The organism is Hymenobacter terrenus, assembly GCF_000972495.1.
Classification (GTDB): Bacteria; Bacteroidota; Bacteroidia; order Cytophagales; family Hymenobacteraceae; genus Hymenobacter; species Hymenobacter terrenus.
The window spans coordinates 1-396 of record NZ_LATM01000155.1; the positions used below are offsets into that span (position 1 = coordinate 1).

General features: G+C 67.9%; 1 pseudogene. It reads right to left on the reverse strand.

What is annotated here, in order from left to right:
- Positions 1–348: pseudogene (locus WX88_RS26920) on the reverse strand (helix-turn-helix domain-containing protein); the annotation flags it as partial.
- Between the last annotated feature and the right edge of the window lie 48 nt (positions 349–396).

A 396-nucleotide genomic window follows, 5' to 3' on the forward strand; every position in this document is an offset into this window, starting at 1 on the left:
TTTTTTTCGCCGCCAGTCCAGCGCCTGTATGGCCCGCCCCAGCGTGGCCGGGCTCACGGCCGGGCCGCCCAGCGCGGCCACCCACACGCACAACTCGGCCAGGGAGGCATCGGGCTGCTGGCGCAGGCAGGCTGCCAACTCCGCGCGGGCCGCCGCGTCGAGCAGCGGAGCGGGGCCGCTGCGGTGGGGCAGCGCGGCCACCGACCCGTTCGCCCGCTGGCGTTGGCGCAGCTTTTCGACAAATGAAACCGACACGCAGAACCGGGCGGCGACGGCTGGTTGAGTTGCTCCAGGCTCGGCACAAGCCGCCGCCACCCGCTCCCGCAAATCATTGGAATAGGCTTTCATGCACAAAAGATATACCCTGACCCCTAAATCAACCTGAGAACCGCTCTA